The organism is Stenotrophomonas sp. AG209 (assembly GCF_003550055.1).
In the GTDB taxonomy this organism is placed as follows: Bacteria; Pseudomonadota; Gammaproteobacteria; order Xanthomonadales; family Xanthomonadaceae; genus Stenotrophomonas.
The window spans coordinates 584875-611240 of sequence record NZ_QXDB01000002.1 but is presented as its reverse complement, the minus strand read 5'-3'; the positions used below and the strand labels follow the sequence as shown (position 1 = coordinate 611240).

At 66.7% G+C, this 26366-nt stretch carries 21 protein-coding genes; 13 read left to right on the top strand and 8 right to left on the bottom strand.

Features of this window, described 5'->3' with window-relative positions:
* The first annotated feature begins 144 nt into the window (after positions 1 to 144).
* The 4 genes from DFO63_RS14495 to DFO63_RS14480 all read left to right on the top strand — a co-directional run bounded on the left by DFO63_RS14495 (position 145) and on the right by DFO63_RS14480 (position 3208).
* Positions 145 to 1236, top strand: coding sequence for an OmpA family protein (locus DFO63_RS14495; RefSeq protein WP_014036117.1), 1092 nt, complete (start codon positions 145 to 147; stop codon positions 1234 to 1236).
* A gap of 218 nt (positions 1237 to 1454) precedes the next feature.
* Complete coding sequence (locus tag DFO63_RS14490; protein WP_049446733.1) at positions 1455 to 1961, top strand: hypothetical protein; 507 nt, start codon at positions 1455 to 1457, stop codon at positions 1959 to 1961.
* 20 nt (positions 1962 to 1981) lie between these two features.
* On the top strand, positions 1982 to 2788 hold the full coding sequence (locus tag DFO63_RS14485) for a pseudouridine synthase (RefSeq protein WP_310648430.1): 807 nt from the start codon (positions 1982 to 1984) through the stop codon (positions 2786 to 2788).
* 84 nt (positions 2789 to 2872) lie between these two features.
* A complete protein-coding gene (locus DFO63_RS14480; protein ID WP_049446728.1) occupies positions 2873 to 3208 on the top strand; it encodes a hypothetical protein in 336 nt (111 codons plus the stop codon).
* An 83-nt stretch (positions 3209 to 3291) separates the two neighbouring features.
* On the opposite strand, the gene kbl is transcribed toward DFO63_RS14480, so the two are convergent.
* The gene (gene kbl / locus DFO63_RS14475) at positions 3292 to 4500 is read right to left on the bottom strand and encodes a glycine C-acetyltransferase (protein WP_005415440.1); all 1209 of its coding nucleotides are present in this window, start codon (positions 4498 to 4500) and stop codon (positions 3292 to 3294) included.
* 201 nt (positions 4501 to 4701) lie between these two features.
* Between kbl and DFO63_RS14470 the strand changes: the two genes are divergently transcribed.
* Positions 4702 to 5397 (top strand): TorF family putative porin, encoded by a 696-nt coding sequence (locus tag DFO63_RS14470; protein ID WP_014036121.1) that lies wholly within the window; start codon positions 4702 to 4704, stop codon positions 5395 to 5397.
* A 140-nt stretch (positions 5398 to 5537) separates the two neighbouring features.
* Here the strand turns inward: DFO63_RS14470 and tdh are convergent, their stop codons facing one another.
* Positions 5538 to 6560, bottom strand: a complete 1023-nt coding sequence (gene tdh, locus DFO63_RS14465; protein WP_032955954.1) for an L-threonine 3-dehydrogenase — start codon at positions 6558 to 6560, stop codon at positions 5538 to 5540.
* Between the two features lie 432 nt (positions 6561 to 6992).
* Here tdh and DFO63_RS14460 point away from each other — a divergent pair, with 432 nt between their 5' ends.
* From DFO63_RS14460 to DFO63_RS14430, 7 genes are all read left to right on the top strand, one after another.
* Positions 6993 to 9155, top strand: a complete 2163-nt coding sequence (locus tag DFO63_RS14460; RefSeq protein WP_101764989.1) for a S46 family peptidase — start codon at positions 6993 to 6995, stop codon at positions 9153 to 9155.
* Positions 9156 to 9355: 200 nt separating this feature from the next.
* A complete protein-coding gene (locus DFO63_RS14455) occupies positions 9356 to 10000 on the top strand; it encodes a histidine phosphatase family protein (protein ID WP_010483945.1) in 645 nt (214 codons plus the stop codon).
* A 41-nt stretch (positions 10001 to 10041) separates the two neighbouring features.
* Positions 10042 to 11313: a bifunctional tetrahydrofolate synthase/dihydrofolate synthase gene (folC, locus tag DFO63_RS14450; protein WP_101764990.1), complete on the top strand. Its 1272-nt coding sequence runs from the start codon at positions 10042 to 10044 to the stop codon at positions 11311 to 11313.
* Positions 11314 to 11393: 80 nt separating this feature from the next.
* Complete coding sequence (locus tag DFO63_RS14445; RefSeq protein ID WP_049446719.1) at positions 11394 to 12428, top strand: SPOR domain-containing protein; 1035 nt, start codon at positions 11394 to 11396, stop codon at positions 12426 to 12428.
* A 46-nt stretch (positions 12429 to 12474) separates the two neighbouring features.
* Positions 12475 to 13254, top strand: coding sequence for a CvpA family protein (locus tag DFO63_RS14440; protein ID WP_049446716.1), 780 nt, complete (start codon positions 12475 to 12477; stop codon positions 13252 to 13254).
* A gap of 30 nt (positions 13255 to 13284) precedes the next feature.
* The gene (purF, locus tag DFO63_RS14435) at positions 13285 to 14751 is read left to right on the top strand and encodes an amidophosphoribosyltransferase (RefSeq protein WP_005408246.1); all 1467 of its coding nucleotides are present in this window, start codon (positions 13285 to 13287) and stop codon (positions 14749 to 14751) included.
* Positions 14752 to 14760: 9 nt separating this feature from the next.
* Entirely contained in the window at positions 14761 to 15585 is an 825-nt protein-coding gene (locus tag DFO63_RS14430; protein WP_119007239.1) for a ferritin-like domain-containing protein, read from the top strand.
* A 68-nt stretch (positions 15586 to 15653) separates the two neighbouring features.
* On the opposite strand, the gene DFO63_RS14425 is transcribed toward DFO63_RS14430, so the two are convergent.
* Positions 15654 to 17111 (bottom strand): DUF2235 domain-containing protein, encoded by a 1458-nt coding sequence (locus DFO63_RS14425; RefSeq protein ID WP_049446712.1) that lies wholly within the window; start codon positions 17109 to 17111, stop codon positions 15654 to 15656.
* A gap of 225 nt (positions 17112 to 17336) precedes the next feature.
* On the opposite strand from DFO63_RS14425, the gene DFO63_RS14420 reads away from it, so the two are divergent.
* The gene (locus DFO63_RS14420) at positions 17337 to 18590 is read left to right on the top strand and encodes a zinc-dependent metalloprotease (protein WP_049446710.1); all 1254 of its coding nucleotides are present in this window, start codon (positions 17337 to 17339) and stop codon (positions 18588 to 18590) included.
* Positions 18591 to 18677: 87 nt separating this feature from the next.
* On the opposite strand, the gene lpxH is transcribed toward DFO63_RS14420, so the two are convergent.
* The 5 genes from lpxH to ppx form a co-directional block, all read right to left on the bottom strand.
* Positions 18678 to 19424, bottom strand: a complete 747-nt coding sequence (gene lpxH, locus DFO63_RS14415; RefSeq protein WP_049446708.1) for a UDP-2,3-diacylglucosamine diphosphatase — start codon at positions 19422 to 19424, stop codon at positions 18678 to 18680.
* A gap of 93 nt (positions 19425 to 19517) precedes the next feature.
* Positions 19518 to 20057 (bottom strand): phosphatase PAP2 family protein, encoded by a 540-nt coding sequence (locus tag DFO63_RS14410; RefSeq protein ID WP_014036131.1) that lies wholly within the window; start codon positions 20055 to 20057, stop codon positions 19518 to 19520.
* Positions 20038 to 21183, bottom strand: coding sequence for a glycosyltransferase family 1 protein (locus DFO63_RS14405; protein WP_119007238.1), 1146 nt, complete (start codon positions 21181 to 21183; stop codon positions 20038 to 20040). The genes DFO63_RS14410 and DFO63_RS14405 overlap by 20 nt, the downstream gene beginning before the upstream one ends.
* A gap of 172 nt (positions 21184 to 21355) precedes the next feature.
* Complete coding sequence (locus DFO63_RS14400) at positions 21356 to 24298, bottom strand: TonB-dependent receptor (RefSeq protein ID WP_075675255.1); 2943 nt, start codon at positions 24296 to 24298, stop codon at positions 21356 to 21358.
* A gap of 317 nt (positions 24299 to 24615) precedes the next feature.
* Positions 24616 to 26142 (bottom strand): exopolyphosphatase, encoded by a 1527-nt coding sequence (gene ppx / locus DFO63_RS14395; protein WP_049446703.1) that lies wholly within the window; start codon positions 26140 to 26142, stop codon positions 24616 to 24618.
* Positions 26143 to 26366 lie beyond the last annotated feature (224 nt).

Here is a 26366-nt window from a genome sequence, read left to right as displayed (position 1 = left end):
TTACGGGACTGTTAACATGGCCTTCACCCGCCTGAGCATAATGTTCGCGGCGGTGGCGTGCTGAATCGGCTGTCGTACATCGACGCACTAGTGCTGGCCCATGCCTCTACCGGTTTCATACCCCCGAAATAGGAGCTGTACTCAATGAACAAGAAGATCCTTACTGCCGCGCTGCTGGGCGGCCTGGCTTTTGCCCAGGCAGCTTCGGCGCAGGAGTTCGATGACCGCTGGTACCTGACCGGTTCGGCCGGCTTCAACTTCCAGGACAGCGACCGTCTGACCAATGACGCTCCGTTCGTGACCCTGGGCCTGGGTAAGTTCATCAGCCCGAACTGGTCGCTGGACGGTGAGCTGAACTACCAGAACCCGAACTTCGACAGCAACCAGGACCTGAACTGGTCGCAGTACGGCGTCTCGCTGGACCTGCGTCGCCACTTCATCAAGGAAGGCCGCGGCTGGAACCCGTACATCGTCGGTGGCCTGGGCTACCAGAAGTCGGAAGAGCAGTACGCTGCCCTGGACAACAACGGTCCGCGCAAGCGTAAGGACGGCAACGTTGCCGCCAAGCTGGGCGTCGGCCTGCAGACCACCTTCGAGAAGCGTGTTGCTGTCCGCGCCGAAGTGGCCTACCGCGCTGACTTCGACGACCAGAGCATCGCCGCCAAGGACGAAAGCTGGTTCGGCGATGTGCTGGCTTCGGTCGGCGTCGTGATCCCGCTGGGCCCGGCTCCGGTCGCGGCTGCTCCGGCTCCGGCTCCGGTTGCCCCGAGCTGCGCCGACCTGGACGACGACGGTGACGGCGTCAACAACTGCGACGACAAGTGCCCGAACTCGCAGCCGGGTCAGACCATCGGTCCGGACGGCTGCCCGGTTCCGGTCTCCATCGACCTGAAGGGCGTCAACTTCGACTTCGACAAGTCGAACCTGCGTCCGGACGCCGTGGCGATCCTGAGCGAAGCCACCGAGATCCTGAAGCGTTACCCGGATCTGCGCGTTGAAGTTGCCGGTCACACCGACTCGAAGGGTACCGACGCTTACAACCAGAAGCTGTCGGAGCGTCGCGCTACCGCCGTGTACAACTACCTGACCAAGAACGGCGTTGACGCCGGTCGTCTGGTCGGCCCGATCGGCTACGGCGAGAGCCGTCCGATTGCTCCGAACACCAACCCGGATGGTTCGGACAACCCGGAAGGTCGCGCCAAGAACCGTCGTACCGAGCTGAACGTCCAGAACTAAGTTCTGACGCTCTGCCAGTAGGACACAGCAGGACCCGGCTTCGGCCGGGTCTTGTTGTTTCTGCGGCCCGGAACCCGGCGTTTCGTGCGCGAGAGCAACCGTTCGTCGGAACTTTACTCGTAAAACCAATGAGTTGCCGTATTCATTGAAAGTGGCGCTTGAAAGCTGACGCGGCATTGCTAAACTCGCCGCGTCACTTCCTTTCGTGGATGTCCCTCATGCTGCGCTCTGCATCGGCCGCCTTCGTGGCGCTGGCCCTGGTTCCCGCCGCCCACGCTGCGGTCGATTGCTCGGTCAACACCAGCGCGTCGCCGCTGCCGTTGCCCGCCACGACCATCGCACCGGTGGCCGACGAGCTGTACATCCGTGGCAACCAGCTGGGCATGCCGGCTGGCGTGTTGAGCAGCAACTACGATCCGTCGCAGTCGCTGGACCAGGTGCTGCAGCGCCTGCGCATCGATGGCTGCCAGAACATCGCCAAGGCCATCCCGAGCGCGCCGGCCGTGAAGCCGAACGATCCGGCGGCCTACAAGCCGCAGACCGAGTTCGACAACACGCCGTGGCGCTTCGACATGAGCCAGAACGGCAAGCGCATGACGGCTGAAGAATTCGACGCCTGGATGAAGGCGCGCGGTGTGCGCGTGGTCAAGGCGCGTCCGGCTCCGGCCGCTACTCCGGCTGCGGCCGAAGCACCGGCTGAGACCAAGCCGGTCGACAAGAAGTAAGCGCTGCGGGGAGCAGAGGCTTGCGCACGCGCCGCCCACCTGCTGCCCCCGCCGCCCGCTCCCACGCACCGCGTGGGCGTGCGGTTCCGAACGTCTCCAGTGGCGTGCGCCATGGCCTGGCGCGCGTGCTGTCCAAGGCCGGCGTGTGCTCGCGCAGCGAGGCCGCGCGCTGGATTGCCGAGGGCCGCGTGCGCGTGTCCGGCCGCATCGTCCGTGATCCCGAATTCCCGATTGGCCAGCCGGCGCCGCCGATCGAGGTCGACGGCCAGCCCATGGGCGCGCCGCAGCGCCTGTACCTGATGCTCAACAAACCGCGTGGGGTGGTGACCACCGCGCAGGATGAGCGTGGCCGAGACACCGTGTATCGCTGCTTTGATGGTGCCGGCCTGCCGTGGATCGCGCCGGTCGGGCGCCTGGACAAGGCCAGCGAAGGGTTGCTGTTGTTCAGCAATGATCCGCAGTGGGCGGCGCGCCTGACCGATCCAGAGACCGGCCCGCAGAAGACCTATCACGTGCAGGTGGATCGCCTGCCCGACGAGGACACCCTGGCTGCGCTGCGCGCCGGTGTCGAGGACGAGGGCGAGTTCCTCGTCGCCCAGGCCGTGCGCGTGCTGCGCAGTGGCGACAAGACCGCATGGCTGGAGGTGGTCCTCGACGAGGGCCGCAACCGTCATATCCGCCGCCTGTTGGCGGCCTTCGACCTGCAGGTGCTGCGCCTGGTCCGGGTCGCGATCGGTGGGCTGCTGCTCGGCGATCTCGGCAAGGGGCAATGGCGGGTGCTGGAGGTCAGTGACCAGCAGCGGCTGGGGGCCGCTGCACCGGGCTGATCATCGCCCGCGGCCGGCAGTTGCCGGCCACCGTTCCAGGCGTAGGGGGCGCCTGGTTGTTGAATTTCCCGAACGGAGCCTGCCATGTACCACCCGACCCTCAACCAAACCCTGCGCTGTGCAGGCCTGCTGCTGCCGATGGTGCTGCTGACCGCCTGTGGCGGCCACAAGAAGGTGGCCAAGGCGGAAACGCCTGCCGAGACCCCGGTGGTGGAAGTGAAGACCCCGGAGCTGGATGGTCGCGGCAGCTACCGCTTCCTGATGAGCGACGGCGACAAGAAAATGACCGCCGATGAGTTCGATGCCTGGATGAAGGCAAACGGCATCCGCGTTGCCAAGGGCAACGGCCAGGACGCTGCCGCCAAGCCGGTGGTGGTGGCCAGCAAGGAAGAGCCGAAGGGCAAGAAGAAAAAGAAGTAATGCCCGTGGGTGCCGACCCTGGTCGGCACGCCCTCAAGCCCCGGTAGGTGCCGACCTTGGTCGGCACGCTTTGACCGGTGGGTTCAGCCCTTGACCACGCCCAGCTCGACACCGATGCGGGTAAAGGCATCGATCGCGCGGTCCAGGTGCTCGCGGCTGTGCGCGGCGCTGATCTGGGTACGGATGCGGGCCTGGCCCTTGGGCACCACCGGGAAGAAGAAGCCGATCGCGTAGATGCCTTCTTCCAGCAGGCGCTCGGCGAACTTCTGCGCCAACGGTGCGTCATACAGCATCACCGGGCTGATCGGATGCACGCCCGGCTTCACATCGAAACCGGCGGCGGTCATCTTCTCGCGGAAGTAGGCGGTGTTCTCGGCCAGGGTGCTGCGCAGGTCGTCGGCGGCAGCCAGCATTTCGAACGCCTTGATGCCGGCGGCCACCACATGCGGCGGCAGCGAGTTGGAGAACAGGTACGGGCGCGAGCGCTGGCGCAGCAGTTCGATCACTTCGGCGCTGGCGCAGGTGAAGCCGCCCAGTGCGCCGCCCATGGCCTTGCCCAGGGTGCCGGTGATGATGTCGATCTTCTCCAGCACGCCCTTGACCTCGGCCGAACCACGGCCGGTGGCGCCAAGGAAGCCGGTGGCGTGGCATTCGTCGATGTGCACCAGTGCGTTGTACTTCTTCGCCAGCGCGGTGATCTCGTCCAGCGGCGCGATGAAGCCGTCCATCGAGAACACGCCGTCGGTGGTGATCAGCTTGGTCTTGCAGCCGGCGGCATCGGCGGCCTGCAGCTGGGCTTCCAGATCGGCCATGTCGCAGTTGGCGTAGCGGAAGCGCTTGGCCTTGCACAGGCGCACGCCGTCGATGATCGAAGCATGGTTCAGCGCGTCGGAAATGATCGCGTCGTTCTCGCCGAGCAGCGGCTCGAACAGGCCACCGTTGGCATCGAAGCAGGCTGCATACAGGATGGTGTCCTGCTTGCCGAAGAAATCGGCGATCTGCTTCTCCAGCTGCTTGTGCAGGTCCTGGGTGCCGCAGATGAAGCGCACCGAGGCCATGCCGAAGCCGTGGGTATCCAGTGCGTCCTTGGCGGCCTGGATCAGGTCCGGATGGTCGGCCAGGCCCAGGTAGTTGTTGGCGCAGAAGTTCAGCACCTTGCGGCCGTCGTCGAGGGTGATCTCGGCCGACTGCGGGCTGGTGATGATCCGCTCGGACTTGAACAGGCCCTGGGCGCGGATGGCGTCCAGTTCCTCGGCGTAGTGGCGGGTCAGGGCGGAGGAGGCGTCGGTCATGGCGTGGGCACGGCTCTGAACGGGGAAACCGCTGATTCTACCGGGCATCGTCGGTCACCAACCGGGCCGGATGGGGCATCGCCACGGCCGGCACATGTTGCATCGCAATAGCAAAGTGGTTAAGAATTCGTGAACCGGAGCTGTCGCGCTCCGGCCGCTCCCGCCTTCCACGTCACGCCACCGCCCCCACCGGAGACGCTCATGAAGCACGCCCGTGCCTGCCTCGCCATTGCCGCTGCCCTGACCCTGGCCGCCCCGTTCGCCGCCAGCGCGCAGGAGAACGAATCGCCGTACAGCTGGAATGTCACCGCCGTTTCCGACTACCTGTTCCGTGGCGTGTCGCAGACCGACGAGAAGCCGACCCTGCAGGCGGGCTTCACCTACACCTCGCCGGTGGGCCTGTATGCCGGTGTGTGGGGTTCGGGCGTGGACTTCGGTCCGGGTGACCCGAACACCGAGATCGACTACCAGATCGGCTACGGCGTGGACGTCACTTCGCGCGTCAACTTCGACGTGCTGCTGAACCGCTACACCTACATCGGTGCCAGCCACCAGAACTACAACGAGCTGGTGACCACCACCACGCTCGACGACACCTACAAGCTGACCGTGGCCTACACCAACGACCAGTGGAACAGCGGCACCGATGGCTGGTACTACGGCGTCGGCGGCCAGTGGGGCCTGCCGCAGGACTTCACGCTGAACGCCAACGTCGGCCGCAGCAGCTTCGAGAAGGGCCTGGCCAAGGACTACACCGACTGGAACGTCGGCGTCAGCCGCCAGTTCGGCCTGTTCAACGTCGGCCTGGGTTACTACGGTACCGACGGCAATGGCCGCGAGAACTCGGGCAAGCTGGCACACAGCCGCGTGCTGCTGACCGTGGCCATCGGGAAGTAACGCCGCAGGCGTTACCGGTAGTGCCGGCCGCTGGCCGGCAACATCGGGATGGCAAAGAAAAAGGCGCCCATCGGGCGCCTTTTTCAGTTTCAAGGTGTGCCGAGCAAGCTCGGCACCCACCCATCGCGCTCGGCGAAGGGTCAATTCCAGCTCAATACCACCTTGCCGGCCTTGCCTTCTTCCATCAGGTCGAAGCCCTTCTGGAACTCGTCGATCGGCAGCTGGTGGGTCATCACCTTGCCGAGCGGGAAGCCGGACAGCACCAGCTGGGTCATCTTGTACCAGGTCTCGTACATCTTGCGGCCGTAGATGCCCTGCACGGTCAGGCCCTTGAAGATGATCTTGTCCCAGTCGCAGCCGGCGCCCTTGGGCATGATGCCGAGCATGGCGATCTTGCCGCCGTGGTACATGCAGTCGAGCATGTCGTTGAACGCGCGCGGGTTGCCGCTCATTTCCAGGCCCACGTCGAAGCCCTCCATGTGCAGTTCCTTCATCACGTCCTTCAGCGACTGGTTGGCGACGTTGACCACGCGCGTCGCGCCCATGTCGGCGGCCAGCTTCAGGCGGAAGTCGTTGACGTCGGTCACCACCACGTTGCGCGCACCGATGTGCTTGCAGATGCCGGCGGCGATGATGCCGATCGGACCGGCGCCGGTGATCAGCACGTCTTCGCCGATCACGTCGAATTCCAGCGCGCAGTGTGCGGCGTTGCCGTACGGGTCGAAGAACGCGGCCAGTTCCGACGGGATCTGGTCCGGGATCGGCCACAGGTTGCTGGCCGGCATCACCATGTATTCGGCGAAGGCGCCGTTGACGTTGACGCCGATGCCGACGGTGTTCGGGCACAGGTGGGGGCGGCCGCCACGGCAGTTGCGGCAGTGGCCGCAGACGATATGGCCTTCGGCCGAGACGCGCTGGCCGATCTCATAGCCGGTCACCGCCGAGCCGAGCGCGGCGATGCGGCCGACGAACTCATGGCCGATGGTCAGGCCCGGCTTGATGGTGCGCTGGCTCCACTCGTCCCACAGGTAGATGTGCAGGTCGGTGCCGCAGATCGCGGTCTTCTCCAGCTTGATCAGGACCTCGTTCGGGCCCGGGGTCGGAACCGGAACTTCTTCCAGCCAGATGCCCTTGGCCGCTTCGCGCTTGACCAGGGCCTTCATCGTTTGCTGCGCCATCGGGGTGGAACTCGTCAGGGGGAAAGCGCGGATTATAGGGTGCCGCGCGGATTTCCCATGTTGCGCTGCGGGTGCAATGGCGGAACGAAAGGCGTGCGCCGGCGGGCGTTTCGAACGTACTGCGAACAGCGGCGTCGCTTCGCTCGCCGGGCATGGCTCGGCGCTACCGTCCGAGGCCAGGGGACTGTGGGGAGGCGAGAGGCCAGGCCGATGCAGGACCGTGAGCGCCATGGATGGCGCGACCGAGCCCCCATGGATGGGTTTACGGCGTGTCCTGCATCGGCCTGGCCTCTCGCCTCTGACCGATCGCAATGGAGAGGCTGAACGGTGGAAGCACCTGATTGCATGACTTCCGGGGTTCGGGCCGGGGCAGGGCGGCGGGCTACAATCGAGGGTTCCACTACCAGGGGCCGCTCCATGCGCTCGAACCTGCTTGCATTCTCCATCGTCGCCAGCCTCGGGCTGGCCCAGGTCGCCCATGCCGCTGAAGGCATGTGGGTGCCGCAGCAGCTGCCGGAAATCGCCGGTCCGCTGCAGAAGGCTGGCCTGAAGCTGTCCCCGGAGCAGCTGTCCAACCTCACCGGCGACCCGATGGGCGCGGTCGTCGCCCTCGGCGGTTGCACCGCCAGCTTCGTGTCGCCGCAGGGCCTGGTGGTCACCAACCACCACTGCGCGTATGGCGCCATCCAGCTGAATTCGACCGCGCAGAAGAACCTGATCAAGGACGGCTTCAACGCGCCGACCCTGAAGGACGAACTGAGCGCCGGACCGAACGCCCGCGTGTTCGTGCTCGACCAGATCACCGACGTCACCACCCAGGCCAAGGCCGCCATCGCTGCCGCCGGCAACGACCCGCTGGCCCGCAGCCGCGCGCTGGACGCCTTCGACAAGGCCCAGGTGGCCGCCTGTGAAGCCGACGCCGGCTTCCGCTGCCGCCTGTACAGCTTCTCTGGCGGCAACACCTACCGCCTGTTCCGCAACATGGAAATCAAGGACGTGCGCCTGGTCTACGCACCCCCGGGCAGCGTCGGCAAGTTCGGCGGTGACGTCGACAACTGGATGTGGCCGCGCCACACCGGCGATTTCTCGTTCTACCGCGCCTATGTGGGCAAGGACGGCAAGCCGGCTGCCTTCGCCGCCGACAACGTGCCGTACCAGCCCAAGCACTTCCTGAAGTTCGCCGACCAGCCGCTGGGCGCCGACGACTTCGTGATGGTGGCTGGCTACCCAGGCCGCACCAACCGCTACGCACTGGCCGGTGAGTTCAACGAAACCGCCAGCTTCACCTACCCGACCATCGCCAAGCACTACAACGCGGTGCTGAAGATGATCGCCGACGCCGGCAAGGCCGACGCCGACGTCAAGGTGAAGTACGCCGCCACCGCCGCCAGCATGAACAACGTGGCCAAGAACTACCTGGGCCAGCTGGAAGGCTTCAAGCGCATCGACGCCGCTGGCCAGAAGCAGGCTGAAGAAGCCGCCGTGCTGGCGTGGCTGAAGAAGCAGGGCGCTGCCGGCAAGCCGGCCCTGGCTGCACACGCGCAGCTGCTCAAGCATCTGGATACCAGCAAGTCGACCCGCGAACGCGACCTGTTCGTCGGCCAGTTCAACAACACCTCGGCCGTTGGCGCAGCGATCACCCTGTACCGCCTGTCGATCGAGCGCAGCAAGCCGGATGCCGAACGCGAAGCCGGTTACCAGGAACGCGACCTGACCACCATCGAAGGTGGCCTGAAGCAGATGGACCGCCGCTACGTGGCGAAGATGGACCAGCAGCTGCAGACCTACTGGCTGGACCAGTACGTGGCCCTGCCGGCCGCGCAGCGCGACAACGAAGTGCTGAACAAGTGGCTGGCCGGCAGCGATGCCGCTGCGGTCAAGTCGCTGGTGAACAAGCTGAGCGGCACCGAGCTGGGCAGCCTGGACACCCGCCTGAAGTGGTTCAAGGCCGACCGTGCCGCGTTCGAAGCCAGCAGCGATCCGGCCATCCAGTACGCCGTGGCCGTCATGCCGGCACTGCTGAAGCAGGAAGAGCAGAAGAAGATCCGCGAAGGCGAATCGCTGACCGCACGTCCGCTGTACCTGCAGGCCGTGGCTGACTACAAGAAGAGCCAGGGCGAGTTCGTCTACCCCGACGCCAACCTGTCGCTGCGCATCACCTTCGGCAACGTCATGGGCTATGGCAAGGACGGCGTGAAGTACACCCCGTTCACCACCCTGGAAGGCGTGGCGGCGAAGGAAACCGGCGAAGATCCGTTCGATTCGCCGAAGGCGCTGCTCGATGCGGTCAAGGCCAAGCGTTACGGTGGCCTGGAAGACAAGCGCATTGGCTCGGTGCCGGTGAACTTCCTGTCCAACCTGGACATCACCGGCGGCAATTCGGGTTCGCCGGTGCTGGATGCCAACGGCAAGCTGGTCGGCCTGGCCTTCGATGGCAACTGGGAATCGGTCAGCTCCAACTGGGTGTTCGACCCGGTGATGACCCGCATGATCGCCGTCGACAGCCGCTACATGCAGTGGATCATGCAGGAAGTGGCGCCGGCGCCGCAGCTGTTGAAGGAACTGAACCTGGCCAAGTAACTCGGTTGCGGTAGTACCGGCCGCTGGCCGGCAACCTCGACCCGATGGCTGGAAACTCCTAAACCCCGCGACGCAGGTCGCGGGGTTTTTTCATGCCCGGCCCGGCCCGGTGCGCCGAACAGGTATCATCCCTGTTCCGCGTACTTCACAGGATGTGAACGAAACGCGGAAACCTCCTCCCCCCAGGACCCCTTGCACGCATGCGCATCCTGCTTGCCCGCCACGGCGAAACGCCGTGGAACGCCGAAGGCCGCTACCAGGGCCAGATCGATATTCCGCTTTCGCCGATCGGTGAGGCCCAGGCCCAGGCACTGGGTGCCCGCCTGGCCTCGGTGGACATCACCCGTGCCGTCGCCTCGCCGCTGTCGCGCGCGCAGCGCACCGCGCAGCTGGCGCTTGGCGCCGCCCGTGCCGACATGCTGCTGACCGAGCCGGAGCTGCAGGAAATCGCCCACGGTGAGTGGGAAGGCCTGCTGGCCAGCGAAATCAATGAAAAGGATCCGTCGCGCCTGCAGGCCTGGCGCGAGGAGCCGGATACCGTGCTGATGCCCGGCGGCGAATCGCTGCGCCTGGTGCTGGAGCGCAGCTGGCGCGGCCTGGCCCGCGCCACCGAAGGCCTTGGCGAGCACGACACCCTGCTGGTGGTCGCCCATGACGCGGTCAACCGCGTGATCCTGTGCAAGGTGCTGGGCCTGCCGATCTCGCGCCTGTGGACCTTCCGCCAGGCACCGACCACGCTCAACCTGCTTGAAGGCGCCGACCTGGACAGCCTGGAAGTGGTGCGCCTGAACGACTGCGCCCACCACACGCCGTTCTTCGGCGAAGCCAAGCACCGCGCTCTCTGATCCATCCCCTCGCATCAACTGCTTCTGCTGGAACTGCTGCCGTGACGAACACCCCGACCACCCTGGCCGACTGGCTGGACTACATTGAACGCCAGCACCCGGCGACCATCGACATGGGCCTGGAGCGCGTGCGCGCCGTGGCTGCAGCGATGGGCCTGGGTACGCCGGCCCAGCGCACCATCGTGGTCGGTGGCACCAACGGCAAGGGCTCCACCGTGGCCTTCATCGAAGCCATTGCACGCGCGGCGGGCTGGAAGGTCGGCGCCTACACCTCGCCGCACCTGCTGCGCTACAACGAGCGCGTGCGCATCGACGGCCAGGACGTGGACGATGCCGCGCTGGTCGCTGCGTTCAATGCGGTCGAAGCCGCGCGTGGCGACATCACGCTGACCTATTTCGAGTACGGCACGCTGGCCGCGCTGCAGTTGTTCGCCGACGCCGGGCTGGACCTGGCGGTACTGGAAGTGGGCCTGGGCGGTCGACTGGATGCGGTCAACATCATCGATGCCGATGTGGCAGTGATCACCACCGTGGACATCGACCATGCCGAATGGCTGGGCGAAGACCGCGAAGCGATCGGCACCGAGAAGGCCGGCATCATCCGTGGCTGGAAGCCGGTGATCCTGGGCGAGACCGATCCGCCGTCCAGCGTGCTGGCGCGTGCCTACCTGGTCGGTGCCAATGCGATCCGGGGTGGCAGCGATTATTTCTACGAGCCGATCGATGCCCAGCGCTGGCGCTGGCGCGACGTCGGCCTGCGCATGGAACTGCCGACACCGGCGCTGGCCGGCCCGATCCAGCTGGCCAACGCGGGTGCCGCCATCGCTGCGCTGCGCGCACTGGACAAGCCGGTGCCGCGTGCGGCGTGGGCTGCCGGTATCGCGGCGGCGCGCATCTCCGGCCGCCTGCAGGCGTTCGAGCGTGACGGTGTGCAGGTCCGCGTCGACGTCGGGCACAACCCCCAGGCGGCGGGCCAGCTGGCGCGCGCGCTCAAGTCCGAAGCGTCGGCCGGGCGCACCCTGGCGGTGTACGCCGCGCTACAGGACAAGGACGCGGTGGGCGTGGTGCAGGCACTGCAGGACGTGGTCGGCGAGTGGACCCTGGCTGGCCTGGACGGCCCGCGCGGTCAGAGCGCTGCCCAGTTGCAGGCCCGCCTGGCCGGCACGGCAGCGGCCAAGGCCCAGCGGGCTGATACCGTCGAACAGGCGCTGGCACAGGTCCTGGCCCAGGCCGGGCGCGGTGACCGCGTACTGGTGTTCGGCTCCTTCCATACCGCTGCTGCCGCGCTGCAATGGTTGCAGGACGCCGCCTGATCCGCGTTCAGCCAATGCCGACGCCGTCCGGTCCGGCACCCGTATAATCGACCGCAACCTCCGGACAGTTGCCGCCTCACGTGGATACGCCTCTGAAACAGCGTCTGATTGGTGCCATCGTGCTGGTGGCGCTGGCCGTGATTTTCCTGCCGATGCTGGTCAAGGGACCGGCGCCGGACAGCGGTGTGGCCTCGGTGCCGATCGCCGCGCCGGACGCACCGGCCGATGGCCAGTTCGAAACCCGTGAGCTGCCGCTGGTTGCTCCGGCCGGTGGTGCCACCGGCCTGCAGACCGGGCAGGCCAAGCCACTGCAGGAGGCCGCCGCGCCGGCCACGCCGCCGACCGTGGACACGTCTCCGGCGGTTGCCGCCGGCAACTACGCCGTCACGTTCGGCGCCTACGGCAGCAAGGCCGACGCCGATGCGGTGATCGCCTACCTGAAGCGCTCGCAGATGCCGGGCTTCGCCGAAACCACCACCATCAGCGGGCGCCAGGCGTGGCGTGTGCGCGTCGGGCCGTATGCCGACCGTGCCCAGGCCGAGGCCGCCCGGCTGCAGGCGGTGAAGATCCGTTCCGACGTGAAGGCCGAGGTCATCACGCTGGACGCGGCGGCAGGCAGCACTGCGGCGGTCGCTGCCACGCCGGCGCCGACCACCAGCACCCCGGCCGCGGCCACCACGCCGTCGGCCACCAGCAACCCGGTGCGCAGCGAAAGCCTGCCGCCAAGCACGCCGACGGCGACCACCCGGCCGGAGCCGCCCAAGCCGGCGTCGAAGCCCGAGACCCCGAAGCCGGAGGCCAAGCCCGAGCCGAAGCCGGAGGCTACTGCCAGCAAGCCGGCGACGGCCCCGGCCACGCCGGCCGCACCGGCGGCCAGTGGCGTCGGCTTCGCCGTGCAGTTGGGCGCGTTCGGCCAGGCCAACGATGCCGATGCGCTGCGCGACAAGGTCCGTGCCGCCGGCTTCAGTGCTTTCGTCGAGCAGGTACGCACGGAAAAGGGCACCCTGCATCGCGTCCGCGTCGGACCGGTGGCCAACCGCGCTGACGCCGAGCAGCTGAAGGCGCAGGTCGCCGCCAAGGTCGGCGTGGCCGGCATGGTCCGACCGCACCCATGACCCACGCGCAGGCCCGTTGCCAGCGCCGCCGAAGGAGCGGGGCGCCATGATCGACGTGGTGCTGCTGATCGTGATCGCCGCCTCGACCCTGCTCGGGATGCTGCGTGGCTTTGTTGGAATCGTCATCGGCACGCTGTCGTGGCTGCTGGCCGCGTGGGCGGCCTTCGCCTTCGGCAACGATGCGGCACGCTGGTGGGCGGCCCCGGCCGCGCCCGGCGGCGAGCACTTCGTCGGCGGCTACCTGGGCGTCGGCATTGGCGTGATGATCGTGGTCGCGGTGATCGGCATGGTCATCAAGGCGATGATCCACCGCAGCATGCTGACCAGCCTGGACCGGTTGCTGGGCGGCGTGCTGGGAGCCGTGCGTGGCGGCCTGATCGCGGCGATCCTGGTGCTGCTGGCCAGCTTCACCCCGCTGACCGCCGAACCCTCCTGGAAGCGCTCGGCGGTCCGCCCGGTGCTGAACCCGGCCGTGGCCTGGATGAACGGGAAGCTGCCGCACTGGCAGGTGCCCGGCGCCGACCTGCTGCCCAAGACCTTGCCGACCGACATGCTGTCCCCATCTGCATTGATGGAGCTGGGAAAGAGCGCCGGCGCCGATTTGGGAAAGCCGGGCGCGGCAGGCGATAATGGCATCCTCAACCAGGTAGTGGCGGGCGGCGGATGGCTGCGGCCCGCGAAAGCGGAACAGGGCGACGCATACGATCCGGCCGAAGTGCGCCCGGACGCCCCAGCACTGCCAGACAGTATCGAGCCGGGCGATCCGGCCAATGTCGACCGCAGGCGCGGCGACCACCGCGGCCAGGTACGGCCACCTTCCTTGTAACTGGGCACAGCCCAGCGGAGACCTCGCACCATGTGTGGCATCGTCGGAATCGTCGGCAACCAGAACGTCGCCGGGCAGTTGTATGACGGCTTGACCGTTCTCCAGCATCGCGGCCAGGATGCGGCGGGCATCGCCACGGCCAATGGCAGCCGCCTGCGGGTGCAGAAGGCCACCGGCCTGGTCCGCGATGTGTTCGATGCACGCACCATGTCCACCCTGGAAGGCAGCGTCGGCATCGCCCATGTGCGCTACCCGACCGCCGGCTCGGAAGGCATGGACGAGGCGCAGCCGTTCTACGTCAACTCGCCGTACGGCATCGCGCTGGCCCACAACGGCAACCTGATCAACACCGAGGCACTGCGCCAGCAGGTGTTCGAGCAGGACCGCCGCAACGTCAACACTGATTCGGACAGCGAAGTGCTGCTGAATGTGTTCGCCTATGAGCTGGAACAGCAGCGCCAGCTCAGCCCGGAAGCCGCGATCCGCGCGGTGGCCGGCGTGCACCGCCGCTGCAAGGGCGGCTATGCGGTGGTCAGCGTGGTGCTGGGCCTGGGCCTGGTCGCCTTCCGCGATCCGCATGGCATCCGTCCGCTGGTGCTGGGCAAGCGCAGCCATGCCGAGGGCGACGAGTACATCGTGGCCTCCGAGTCGGCCGCGCTGGACGTGCTGGGCTTCCAGCGCGTACGCGACGTGCAGCCGGGCGAAGCGCTGGTGATCACCGCGCGCGGCGAGCTGTTCTCGGAAATCTGCGCCGAGCCGGCCGAGCACACCCCGTGCATCTTTGAATACGTGTACTTCGCGCGCCCGGATTCGATGATCGACAACGTCTCGGTGCACAAGGCGCGCATGCGCATGGGCATCAAGCTGGGCGAGAAGATCCTGCGCCTGCGCCCGGACCACGATATCGACACCATCATCCCGATCCCGGATACCTCGCGCGATGCCGCGCTGGAGATCTCCAACGTGCTTGGGGTGAAGTACCGCGAAGGCTTCATCAAGAACCGCTACATCGGCCGCACCTTCATCATGCCGGGCCAGGGCGAACGCGTGAAGTCGGTGCGCCGCAAGCTCAACCCGATCCACCTGGAGTTCCGCAACCGCGTGGTGCTGCTGGTGGACGACTCGATCGTGCGTGGCACCACCAGCCAGCAGATCGTGCAGATGGCCCGTGATGCGGGCGCGCGCAAGGTCTACCTGGCCAGCGCGGCACCGCCGGTGCGCTACCCGAACATCTACGGCATCGACATGCCGGCGGCCGAAGAGCTGGTCGCGCACAACCGCACCGTGGAAGAGATCGAGGCCCACCTGGGCTGCGACTGGCTGATCTACCAGGATCTGGAAGACATGGAAGCGGCGGTGAGCGAGGGCAACCCGGCGCTGCGCAACTTCGATTCGTCCTGCTTCAACGGCCACTACCCGACGGGTATCGAGCCTGGCTACTTCGAGCGCATCCAGCAGTTGCGTTCGGACGACGCCAAGCACAAGCGCCGCGCCTGAGGTCCAGGCGTGGTTGCGGTGCCCGACGTTGGAGGTGACCTGCTGCGCGCAGCGCAGCAGTGCCTGGCCGAAGCCGACCCGCTGCGCAAGGTCGCGCTGACCCAGGCGTATGCGGCCGCGTTCCGTGCCGGTCGCCTGAAGGTGGCCGCCGATGCGCCGCCACCGGAACCGATCCGCATGCCGGGCCGGCCGGCTCGGCTGATGCTGGTGCATCCGCGCGAAGTGCCGCGGCGCGGCCTGGGCGGCGTGGAAGGACGCGCCGCCTTCATCCACGCCATCGCCCACATCGAACTCAACGCGATCGACCTGGCCTGGGATGCGGTATACCGCTTCCGCGGCCTGCCGCCGGCGTTCCATGCCGACTGGGTCAGCTGTGCCGACGACGAATCGCGGCACTTCATGCTGCTGCGCGAGCGCCTGCAGGCACACGGCCACGACTACGCCGATTTCCCCGCGCACAACGGCCTGTGGGAAATGTGCGAAAAGACCGCGCATGACGGCTTGGCGCGCATGGCGCTGGTACCGCGTGTGCTGGAAGCGCGCGGCCTGGACGTCACCCCGGGCATGATCGAGAAGCTGCGCAATGTCGGTGATGGCGAAACCGCCGACGTACTGGAAGTGATCCTGCGCGAGGAAGTGGCGCACGTTGCCGCCGGTTCGCGCTGGTACCGCTGGTACTGCGATCGCGCCGGTGTAGAGCCGCGTGCGCGCTTCAAGGAACTGCTGGTGGAATACGCCGGCGGCTACCTGCATGGGCCGTTCAACATGGAAGCGCGCCTGCTTGCCGGCTTCGATGCCGACGAGCTCGCCAACCTGGTCGAACAGGCCGGCTGACAGAAAAAGGGGACGGAGGGGATCAAGTCGTTCATGCATAAACGACTTGATCCCCTCCGTCCCCTTTTTTATGTGTTGGGCAACACCACGCGCTTGCCATCCACGGTGGGCCGGTTGATGTAGAACAGGCCGGGACCGGGCCGGTAGGGCAGCTCGCTGACGCCGGCATCGGCGGCGTAGGTCAGTGCGGTATCGCCCAGTGCATCGAAATTCCAGTGCGCCGACTGCATCAGGTAGCGACGCCGCAACAACGCCTCCTGGGTCTGGGTCAGCGCCTGCCCGGCCACCAGCCGCCGTGCGATCGGCTGCAGGGCGGCGGGCAGCTCCCAGCCGGGAACCCCGGCGGCGTTGCCGCGCCATTGCACGCCGGCATCGAGTGCGTGCTGCTGCATCACCTGCAGCGCGATCAGCTGGTAACGCCAGTCGATGCGCCGGCGCAGCACCACGGCAGCGGTGACGTACAGCACAGGTGACAGCAGCACGCTGCGGCTGCCGGCGCGGCGCTGCTGCTGCCACTGGTGCCAGACATCCACCCAGACTTCCTTTTCGTCCACGCCCAGCTGCTGCCGCCAGCGTTCGGCATCGGCCTGCGTTTCAGCGTAGGCGGTGGTGGCCTGCAGCATTGCCAGCGAGGGAATCTGGTAGTCGGCAACGGGGGGGCGGCGCAGCTGCTGGCGGCGTGGGCGGCTGAGCAGCTTGGGGCCTTCCTCCAGCTGGTTGTAGCCGCCGCCGATATTGGCGTGCACGCCGGGCAGTGCGATCTCGGTGAACGGCGGTGCCACCGTGGTCAGCGGATAGTGCTGGCGATGTTCGTCGCGCGCGGTCAGCTGCACCGCGCGTGCAGCGATGCCTTTGTGCAGGGCAAGCTGCGGTTGTTCGTCGGCGCGGCCACCGCTGACCGCAACCACGGTATCGAACAGGCCGATGAAACGCAGCACCGGCAGGACAGGAGCGAAGTCCGCCGCACAGGCCAGACCGGACGACTGCAGCAGTTGCCGCCAGCGAACGGAATCCCAGCCCTGCAGCTGGTTGGCGATATCACGTGCCGCGGCAGCGCCTCGCGAAAACCCGAACAGATCCAGCTGCACGCGACGCAGCGGTTGCCGCCAACGCGTGGACAGTTCTGCAAGCGCAGCCGGCAGCAGCACCTGCAGCGCGCGCTGCACCTTTGCGCGGATACCGCTGGCACCGATGCCGAAGGCCAGGCCGATCAGATCATCATCGGCATCATCGCGGGTGCCCACGCCTTCCACATAGATCGACAGCGAAGGCGCGGCCATCGCATCGCGGCGGCTGTCCGGGTACAGCTGCTGCAGGCGCGCGATGTTGGTCAGGCCGTTGTCGTAGCTGCTGGTCAGCCGGCTCTGGTAGGTCGAATCATCATCGGCACGCAACTGTGCCGGGCGCGGCTGCGGCAGCTGTGGTCGACCACGTGCCAGGTTGTGTGCGTTGTTGCGGGTGCCATCGAAGAACAGGCCGATCCGCAGCAAGCCGACATCTTCGTCCGTGTCCTGCGATGGTGCCATGTGCATTCCCCGTCGTGGCTGCGTCACGGTAGCGCGAAAGCGGTGTATTGGCGAAGTGTAGTGACGCTTTTGACCTGACTGAACGTAGATGCGGTCGATCACAAATCCTGACTTTCATTCCACTCGCCTATTGAATTCACACGACCCGCGCAGGCCATATGGCCAAACCCGGCAAACCGGGTCGTGCTGCATCAACGCTGTTCACATCATTCAAGGAGCGACGCAATGTTGTCCAGATCGATTGGTAAAGCGGCAGGTGGCCTGGTGTTGGGTTTGTCGGTGGCAGCGGCCGCGCATGCGGCACCGTTGTTCGAGCCGGTGACGGTCATCAGCCGCGCATCGGCAAGCAGTGAGCCCGCACTCGGCAAGCTGCTGGCCACCCCGTCCACGGCGACGGTACAGGAAGTGCGTGTCGATGCAGCCGCCACTGCACAGCCGCAGCTGGAATTCGAACTGCTCGGCCAGCGCGTGCAGGCGGTGCGCAGCAAGGTCCAGGCGCTGCCCGATGGCGGCAGCATCTGGTACGGCCAGTTCCGTTCGCCCTCGGACAAGCTGACCGCGGCCACCTCCAACGGCCAGGACGATCCCGGCAATTCGCTGATCCTGGTGCGCTCGGGCGATACCATCACCGGCTCGATCCGCAAGGATGGAAAGCTGTACCGCCTGCGCCCGCTGGGCAACCGCCACGTGCTGGTGGAAGTGGATGAGTCGCGCATGCCGGCCGACCATCCGGCCGATTACAATCAGCTGCCGAAGATCCCGATGGGCAACAACGATCGCCTCGGTATCGCCCAGGCTTCGTCCGGCACGCCGGCCACCATCCGCGTGCTGGTGGTGGCGACCAATGCCGCCGTCACCGCCTATGGTGGCAACATGCAGTCGCTGGTGCAGCTGGCGGTGGCCGAGTCCAACCAGGGCTATGTCAACAGCAACGTTGGCATCACCATGGAACTGGCCCGCTACGAGACCACCAACTACACCGAATCGGGCAGCTTCGATACTGACCTGGCGCGCTTCCGTGGTACCAGCGACGGCTACATGGACAGCATCCACACCAGCCGGAACACCTACGCGGCCGACGTGGGCGTACTGCTGATCAATAACACGGCGTATTGCGGCCTGGCATCGGGTATCGGCTCGACGGCCTCGACCGCGTTCGCGGCGGTGTACTGGGATTGCGCGACCGGCTACTACTCGTTCGCGCACGAGATCGGCCATCTGCAGAGTGCGCGGCATGACATCGCCACCGACTCGAGCACCTCGCCGTATGCCTATGGCCACGGCTATCGCTACGAGCCGGCCACCGGCACCGGCTGGCGCACGATCATGGCCTACAACTGCACCCGCAGCTGCCCGCGCCTGAACTACTGGTCCAACCCTAACATCAGCTACAACGGCATCCCGATGGGCAATGCCAGCACCGCCGACAACCAGCGCGTGCTGGTCAACACCAAGGCCACCATCGCGGCCTTCCGCTGAGTCCAAGCGCCGACCAAGGTCGGCGTCTACCCGGGCGCATGCACCTGCTCTGGTAGATGCCAACCTTGGTTGGCACCTTGCGATCCGCTATTCGCGGGCCAGGGTATCCAGCGACCAGCCGTTGGCATCCACGCGCAGCACCGAACCCTGTTCGTACCAGTCGCCGAGCACGATGCGGGTGCGCTCGCGTCCACCGGCCTGCAGCGTGTGGATGGCCGGCCGATGGGTATGGCCATGGATCATGGTGTCCACGCCATGGCGCACGAAGGTGGCATCGACTTCGGCAGGGGCCACGTCGGTCACCGACTCGAACTGCGCACGATCGTCCTGCTTCATCTCGGACTGGCGCGCCTGGCTGGCTTCGCGCGCCTTCTGCGCGAAGGCGATGCGAGCAGCCAGCGGCTGCGACAGGAACTGCGCCTGGAACACCGGGTCGCGCGTCTGTGCACGGAACTGCTGGTAGGGAATGTCATCGGTGCACAGCAGGTCACCGTGCTGCAGCAGCACCGGGCGGCCGTACAGTTCGATCATGCACGGGTCGGGCAGGATGCGCAGGCCGGCACGGCGCGCGTAGTCCTCACCGAGCAGGAAGTCGCGGTTGCCGCGGATGAAGTACACCGGCACACCGCTGTCGGACAGCACCTTCAACGCATCGGCCACCGCATCGGCGGCGGGCGAGGGCGTGTCGTCGCCGATCCAGGCCTCGAACAGGTCGCCGAGGATGTACAGCGCATCGGCGCCGGGCGCCTGCTCGCGCAGGAAGCGCAGGAACAGGTCGGTGATCTCCGGACGGCTGGGGTCCAGGTGCAGGTCGGAAATGAACAGCGTGGTCATGCCCGCATTCTAGGCCATCAACGATGACGGTAGCGCCGCCGGCATTGTCGGGGTCAGATCCCTGTTCCGAAGGAAAAGGGATCTGACCCCGGGCTACACCGGCAACGGCAGCCAGGCCAGGCTGGCCGATGCCAGCAGCACCGCGATGCCCGTCGCGGCCAATACGTCGCTGGGGTAGTGCAGGCCCAGGACCACCCGCGACAGCGCGACGCCGGCGGTGAACGGCACCAGCAGCGGCGCCAGCCAAGGGTAGTAGGCCAGTGCGACGATGGTGAACGACACCGCATGCAGGGTGTGCCCGGAGGGGAAGCTGAATTCGTCCAGAGGTGCCACCCAGGCGCGGATGCGCAGGTCGGCCGCATAGGGCCGCGGGCGCCGGGTCCAGCGCTTGAGGCCCTTGTATAGCAGCAGCGCGGCCAGGCCGGTGGCGGCCATGTGCACCGAGGCGCGCAGGCCATCGAAGCCGTCCAGCACTACCAGCGCACCCATCAGTACATACCAGAACACGCCATCGCCGAGCCGGCTGATGACCGAGAACAGGCGGCGTACGCGGCGGCGCCGGCAGTAGTGGTTGGCCCGTCGGCACAGGCGTGCTTCGCGATCGGCCAGCAGCTCAAGCCGCGTGGTGCGCATGGCCGCTCCTCCGCAACTGCGCCAGTTCGGCCAGCAGGGCATCGAACTCGGCCACCACCTGTTGTGGATGCAGGCGCTTCATCGCGCGCGCAGCGTTGCCGCCCAGTTCGCGGCGTTGCGCGTCATCGGCAGCCAGCTGCACGGCGGCCTCGATGAACTGCTCGTCGCTGTCCACCGCTGCGCCGTTCTCGCCATTGCGCAGGTACTCGCGTGCAGCACCATAGTCGAACGCCACGGTGGCTACACCGCTGGCCATGCTTTCCAGAGTCACGTTGCCGAAGGTCTCGCTGCGGCTGGGGAACAGGAACAGATCGCCGCTGGCGAAGTGCCGGGCCAGCGCATCGCCGCGCTGGATGCCGCAGAAGATGAAGTCGGGATTTTCGTGTGCCAGTTTCTCGCGGGCCGGGCCATCACCCACCCACACGAAGCGCGCCTTGGGCCGGATCTGCTGCAACCGGCGGAATGCCTTCACTGCCAGGCCGAGATTCTTTTCAGCGGCAATGCGGCCAACATAGATCGCCACCAGGCCATTGCCATCCACGCCCCATTCCTCGCGCAGCGCAGGATCGCGCCGGCCCGGATCGAACTGCTGGCTGTCCACGGCGCGGGCCAGCAGGCGCACGCGCTCGAAGCCCTGTTCGCCGAGGAACTGCTGCAGTTCGCGGGTCGGCACCAGGGTGGCGTCCGCCTGGTTGTGGAAACGGCGTATCCAGCGCATGGCGGCGGCCTGCAGCCACGCCACGCCATAGTCGGGCAGGTATTCGTCGAAACGGGTATGGAAGCCGCTGGCGACCGGGATGCCGAGGCGGCGTGCGGTGCGCAGAGCAGACCAGCCGAGCGGACCTTCGGTGGCGATGTAGACCGCATCCGGGCGCTGCTTCTGCCAGTGGCGGCCCAGCCGGATCGGCGCCGGCAGGCCGAAACGCAGGCCGGGATAGCGGGGCAGGGCAGCGCCGGGAACCAGCAAGATGCCAGGTGCCGAATCCAGCGCTTCGCTGGACTGGCGGGGGCGGACCAGGTCGATCTCGTGCCCGGCTGCGCGCAGACCTTGTTCCAGCCCCTGCACGGTGAGCGCGACGCCGTTCACTTCCGGCGGATAGGTCTCGGTGACGATGGCATAGCGCATGGCGGGCCTCCGGGTTTCCGGCATGCTCGGGCCTGGCGATGTAGCCGACATGACCGCTTTGCGACCATCAGATGACGGCGGCGCCAGTCACCGTATGGAGGCCGGCGCTCACAAAAAAAACCACGGCCCCGAAGGGCCGTGGTCATCGTGCTTCACGTCACAGCGCGATGGATCAGAAGCGCTGCTGGTACTTCATGTAGACGAAGCGGCCGATGTCGTAGCCACCGTAGTACGAGAAAGCCGAGTTCGGCTTGGTGTACATGATCGGGCCGGTCTTCTCGAACACGTTGTTGGCACCGACCGAGACGGTGGCATCCCACGGCAGCGAGTAGCGGAACTGCACGTCGTGGAAGGTGACCGAACCACGCTCGTTGTAGTTGCGTGCGCCCTTGTACCACGGGGCATACACGCCCGGATCGGAGCACTCGTCCGGATAGGCACGGATGTCCACGCACTGTTCCTTCACGCCGGAGTAGTAGCGCGCGGTCCAGCTGACGCCGAAGTTGCCCAGGTCCCAGCCCAGCACCAGGTTCGAACGGACGCGGAAGTTGCTGCCGATGCCGTTGGAGACGGTCGGCACCACCGTGCTGTCGTTGGTCGAGCGGAACTCGCTCTTGCTGACATAGGTGGTGGCCCAGCCGGCGTTGAACTTGCCGACGCTGGTGTCCAGGCGGTAGTTCAGGTCCAGGTCGTAGCCCTCGGTTTCCATGAAGCCGGCATTGCGGCTGCCGAACTGCAGGGTATCGACGATGCCGGCGGTCGGGCCGGTCGACTTGTCACGGGTGAAGCGCTGGCAACGTGCGTCGATGCCCTGCTCGTAGCAGTCGATCAGGATCTGGGTCGGGCTGTCGGCAACGATGGTGTTGTCGATGCGGATCTTCCACCAGTCCAGCGAGGCGTTGAAGTTCTTGATGAAGCTCGGGCTCCAGACCAGGCCCAGCGTCTTGCTGGTCGAGGTTTCCGGGGTCAGGGTCGGGTTGGAGCCCGACACGAACGGCACCGGCGTCGCATCGACGGAGGTGGCGACCGGCTGGTTGCCCTGGCGCAGCTGGCGGAAGGTTGCAGCGTTGGCGATGTCACGGGCGCAGCGGGCGCGGACTTCGGCGCTGGTGCGCGAGGAGCCGAACACGGTATCGCACGGGTCGCTGAACTGGGCGAAGGTCTGCGAGCCACCACCGTACAGATCGCTGATGGTCGGGGCGCGGAAGCCTTCGGCCCAGGTACCACGGACCAGCAGCTGGTCGAACGGCTTCCACTTGAAGCCGAACTTGCTGTTGAGCGTGTTGCCGAAGGTGTCGTAGTCGGAGAAGCGGGTGGCACCGTTGAAGGTCAGTTCCTTCGCGCCCGGCAGGTCCGCCAGCACCGGCACGTTGATTTCCAGGTACGCCTCGTTGACCTTGTAGCCGCCACCGGTCGGGCCTGCGGCTAGGTTGGTGGTGGCGCCGGCCTGCGCCAGCGGATCCGGACGGTACTCACCGGTTTCCTTGCGGCTTTCCACACCGAACGCGAAGCCCAGGTCGCCGGCCGGCAGGGTCACGATGGAACCGGCGATGTTGGCGAAGAAGTTCTTGCTGGTGGTCTTGCCGGTGGTGACTTCCGGCGGGAACAGCCAGGCCTGCAGGTCGGCGTTGCCATCGATGCCGTTCGGATCGATCGTGCCGTACGGCACCAGCGGGTTCCACGGCTTGCACACGTCATAGGAGATCGGCGCGGCAGCGGTGCCGCACTGGACCTTGCCGGTGGCCGCATTGTAGAACGACGGGCCGACGCCGCCAGCGACGCGCGCCTTGTGCAGGTTGCCGGTGGCGATGGTTTCCAGCTCGTTGCGGTTGTACTGGTAGCCCGCTTCCCAGTCGAAGAAGCGGCTGCCGATCTCGAACGAACCGTCGAACGAAGCCACCGCGCGGTAGGTCTTCAGCTCGCTGGTGGTCACGCGCGGCACTTCCCAGGTACGGCGGTTCCAGGCCACGGCGGTCGGGGTGGCGTAGCCGTGCTGGCGGCCGAACGGATTGAAGTAGCTGTCGATCGACATCGAACCCACGCCCGCGGTGCTCGACTGCAGCGGGTAGCCGGCGATCTGGCGCACGGCCTTGCGCTTGTTGTAGCCCAGCTCGGTGCGGAAGTTGACGTTGTCGGTGATCTTGAAGCGGCCGTCGAAGTACACCGAATCACGCTTGAGCGGGAAGTTCAGGTGCATCTGGTCGTTGGCGTTGCTGACATCGCCAGTGAACGCCGACGGATCGGTGATGTGGTAGTTGGCCGGATTGGTCGGGTCGGCACCACGGTTGAGCGAGTAGTTGCAGCCGTCCTTCGCGTTGGTGCAGCCCGGGCGACCCTTCAGGCCGGTGAACTGGCCGTACTGGCTGATGGTGGTCCAGTTGGTCAGGTTATCGGCATGGCGGTCGGTCAGGCCGTAGGCGCTGAAGCCGCGGTCCTTGGCCCACACCGCCTTTTCTTCGGCATGTTCGGCCGCGACGGTCAGCGAGATGCGGTCATTGCTCCAGCCCGCCACCACGTCGAAGCGGTCACGCGCGCCATCGCCCTGGCTGAACTGGCCGTGGTAGACGTTGGCGGTCACACCGGTGACATTCGAACGGGTGATGATGTTCACCACGCCGGACATGGCATCGGAACCGTAGATGGCCGACGCGCCGTCCTTCAGCACTTCGATGCGCTCCACCGCCGAGACCGGAATCGTGGAGATGTCCTGGTAACCGGAGGTGCTGATGCCCAGGCGCTTGCCGTTGATCAGCACCAGGGTGCGCTGGGTGCCCAGGTTGCGCATGTCGATGTACGAACCACCCGCGTTCTCACCGGCGGTCAGCGCGTTGGCGCGGCTGATCGCCGGGCTGCCCATCGCGGTGACGTTCTGCAGGATGTCGGCGACCGAGCTGAAGCCCTGCTGCTCGATGGCCGTACGGGTGATCGCGAACACCGGCTGGGCGGTTTCCACGTCCACCTGGCGGATGCGCGAGCCGGTGATCTCGATGCGATCGAGGTTGGTGGGAGTGGCGCTGCTGCCGTCCTGGGCAAACGCGGGCAGGGCGGCCAGCGCTGCGGTGGTAGCCAGGGCGTAGCGGATGGCCTGCCCCAGTGCGGTGGTGCGTGAAGTCATGGCGAGCTCTCTCTCTCAGGTCGTGCAAAGGACGCCAAAGTGGGCGTCGAAGGAGCCAGCAGGGTCGATGACCGAGCCGGTGACCCGATAGTAGTCTCGTTAGTTAATGCTCTGTAAAGGGTTCGTATCAATTTATGTCGTGGGTCGGCGCGAACCTTCACGAAACGTGAACAAAAGCAGGCGCTTACGTGATGGTCGCGACTCCCCGTACCGCGCCGTTGTGTTGCGAAGCAGCACAAAAAACCGCCAGACTGCGCAAAGCAGGGGTGCGAAGTGCGTCACCCCTGCTGTCCTGTGGACAACAGGGGACAGCGTATTCAGGCCACAAACGGTCGGAACTGGATGCCCAGCCCGGCGATCCCGTCGGTCTCGCCGATCAGGTCGGCGCGCAGCAGCGGACGGGCATCGATGAAGGCCTGCGGCACGATCAGCGACAGCCGGTTGTCGTCGGCGGTCAGTTCCAGCGCGGGCAGCGGGTCGTCCTCATGCGCGCGGTTGAGCAGCACCGCCAGGCGCAGCAGGGCCGCCAGCCGGCGTGCGGTCAGCAGCAGGCGTTCGGGCAGGGCGTCGAAAGCGGTCTTGGTCACGCTGCGGCGGTGGCTGCGCACCAGTGCCGCCAGCATCTGCTGCTCCTGGCGCGAGAAGCCGGCGATATCGGAGTGTTCCAGCACATAGCTGCCATGCACGTGGTAGCCGCTGTGCGCGATCATCAGGCCCAGCTCGTGCAGGCGCGCGGCCCAGCCGAGCATGCGCGCATCGTCGGCATCGAGCCTCCAGCGTTCCTGCACCTGCTCCAGCAGTGACAGGGCGGTGTCCTGCACGCGGTCGGCCTGCACCGTATCGATGCCATAGCGCTGGCTGAGCGCAGCCACCGATTCATCACGCAGGTCGTTCTCGCCGGCGCGGCCGACGATGTCATACAGGATGCCTTCGCGCATCGCCGCCTTGCTGACCAGCAGCTTCTGCAGGCCCAGCGCCTGGAACGCCGCTTCCAGCACCAGGATGCCGCCGGCGATGATCGGGCGGCGGTCGCTGGACAGGCCCGGCAACTGGATGTCGTCGATCTTCTTGGCCTTCAGCAGTTCATCGCGCAGCTGCGGCAGGGCCTCGGCGGTGATCGCGCCCTTGCTCAGCTTCATCGTCGCGCAGATCTCGCTGATCGCCTTGTGCGTGCCCGAAGACCCCAGCGCTTCCTGCCAGCCCAGCGCGCGGTACTTGCTGGCGAAGGGCTGGAACTCGCGGCCGATCTCGGCCAGCGCGTCCTTCCAGCGCTTCTTGCTCAGCTTGCCGCCGGGGAAGAAGCGCCGGGTGCTGGCGATGCAACCGGCCTGCAGGCTTTCGCGCTCCAGGGTCTGCATGCCCATGCCGATGATGAATTCAGTGGAGCCGCCACCGATGTCGATCACCAGCCGGCGCTGGCCGGGCTTGGGCGGTTGCGCGTGGGCCACGCCCAGGTAGATCAGGCGCGCTTCTTCGCGGCCGCTGACCACTTCGATGGCATGCCCCAGTGCGGTTTCGGCCGGGACCAGGAACGACTGCGGCGAGCGCAGCTGGCGCACGGTGTTGGTGGCCAGGGCGCGCACCCGGTGCGGCGGTACATTGCGGATGCGCTGGCCGAAGCGGGCCAGGCATTCCAGTGCGCGCTGGCGGGCTGCGGCGGAGAGTCCACCCTTGCCATCCAGCCCATCGGCCATGCGCACGGTCTCGCGCAGGCGGTCGATCACCCGCAGCTGGCCTAGCGTGTAGCGCGCGATGACCATGTGGAAACTGTTGGAGCCAAGGTCAATGGCGGCCAGCAGGTCGCCATCCTGCAATGCGGGCGGAGTCGTGGTGGTATGCGGCATGGACGAATGTTAGCCGAAGGGGCGGTGTGCTCGTCACCGCGCGGCCTTCACATTTTGTAGGAGGGAGTGCGGCAGGGCTGCGCCCTGCACCCGCAGAGGCCAGAGCAACGGCAACGGCAACGCAACGGCAACAGCAACAGCGGGCTATCCGTGGGATGGCGGGGTGGGTCCGGTTGCGGGGGACGGCGCAAGTACGTCCATGTAGCCTCGGTCGCGCCATCCAT

Coding starts and splice junctions, on each gene's coding strand:
- ppx (WP_049446703.1), bottom strand. CDS start 26,142: ATGCCGCATACCACCACGACTCCGCCCGCATTGCAGGATGGCGACCTG.
- purF (WP_005408246.1), top strand. CDS start 13,285: ATGTGTGGCATCGTCGGAATCGTCGGCAACCAGAACGTCGCCGGGCAG.
- kbl (WP_005415440.1), bottom strand. CDS start 4,500: ATGACCGACGCCTCCTCCGCCCTGACCCGCCACTACGCCGAGGAACTG.
- DFO63_RS14405 (WP_119007238.1), bottom strand. CDS start 21,183: ATGCGCTATGCCATCGTCACCGAGACCTATCCGCCGGAAGTGAACGGC.
- DFO63_RS14400 (WP_075675255.1), bottom strand. CDS start 24,298: ATGACTTCACGCACCACCGCACTGGGGCAGGCCATCCGCTACGCCCTG.
- DFO63_RS14410 (WP_014036131.1), bottom strand. CDS start 20,057: ATGCGCACCACGCGGCTTGAGCTGCTGGCCGATCGCGAAGCACGCCTG.
- DFO63_RS14490 (WP_049446733.1), top strand. CDS start 1,455: ATGCTGCGCTCTGCATCGGCCGCCTTCGTGGCGCTGGCCCTGGTTCCC.
- DFO63_RS14455 (WP_010483945.1), top strand. CDS start 9,356: ATGCGCATCCTGCTTGCCCGCCACGGCGAAACGCCGTGGAACGCCGAA.
- DFO63_RS14495 (WP_014036117.1), top strand. CDS start 145: ATGAACAAGAAGATCCTTACTGCCGCGCTGCTGGGCGGCCTGGCTTTT.
- lpxH (WP_049446708.1), bottom strand. CDS start 19,424: ATGACCACGCTGTTCATTTCCGACCTGCACCTGGACCCCAGCCGTCCG.
- tdh (WP_032955954.1), bottom strand. CDS start 6,560: ATGAAGGCCCTGGTCAAGCGCGAAGCGGCCAAGGGCATCTGGCTGGAA.
- DFO63_RS14470 (WP_014036121.1), top strand. CDS start 4,702: ATGAAGCACGCCCGTGCCTGCCTCGCCATTGCCGCTGCCCTGACCCTG.
- DFO63_RS14420 (WP_049446710.1), top strand. CDS start 17,337: ATGTTGTCCAGATCGATTGGTAAAGCGGCAGGTGGCCTGGTGTTGGGT.
- DFO63_RS14425 (WP_049446712.1), bottom strand. CDS start 17,111: ATGGCACCATCGCAGGACACGGACGAAGATGTCGGCTTGCTGCGGATC.
- DFO63_RS14440 (WP_049446716.1), top strand. CDS start 12,475: ATGATCGACGTGGTGCTGCTGATCGTGATCGCCGCCTCGACCCTGCTC.
- DFO63_RS14460 (WP_101764989.1), top strand. CDS start 6,993: ATGCGCTCGAACCTGCTTGCATTCTCCATCGTCGCCAGCCTCGGGCTG.
- DFO63_RS14480 (WP_049446728.1), top strand. CDS start 2,873: ATGTACCACCCGACCCTCAACCAAACCCTGCGCTGTGCAGGCCTGCTG.